A 219-nucleotide genomic window follows, 5' to 3' on the forward strand; every position below is an offset into this window, starting at 1 on the left:
GGTCGGAGCCTAGCGGGTCGATGTCGTCGATGGGGAAGGGGGTGTCGGTGCCGGGTTGGTCGGCGTCGACACGAACCTGGTCGGTGGCCTCGTCGGTGTTGTCGAGGGCCTGGTTGGCTTCGTCGATGATGTCGTCGATGTCGACGTTGGATAGGTCGATGCCGCCGGTCAGGGTGGTCAGGCGGATACTCGGGCGGGCTCGCCTGCTCGGGGTAGATT

At 65.8% G+C, this 219-nt stretch carries 1 protein-coding gene; it reads right to left on the minus strand.

Features of this window, described 5'->3' with window-relative positions; all coding sequences use genetic code 11:
• A partial coding sequence (locus tag AMS67_RS17580; protein WP_162230795.1) for a hypothetical protein occupies positions 1-219 on the minus strand: 219 nt, incomplete at both ends.

The sequence above is a fragment of the Leucobacter japonicus genome (assembly GCF_001273855.1).
Taxonomy (GTDB): Bacteria; Actinomycetota; Actinomycetes; order Actinomycetales; family Microbacteriaceae; genus Leucobacter; species Leucobacter japonicus.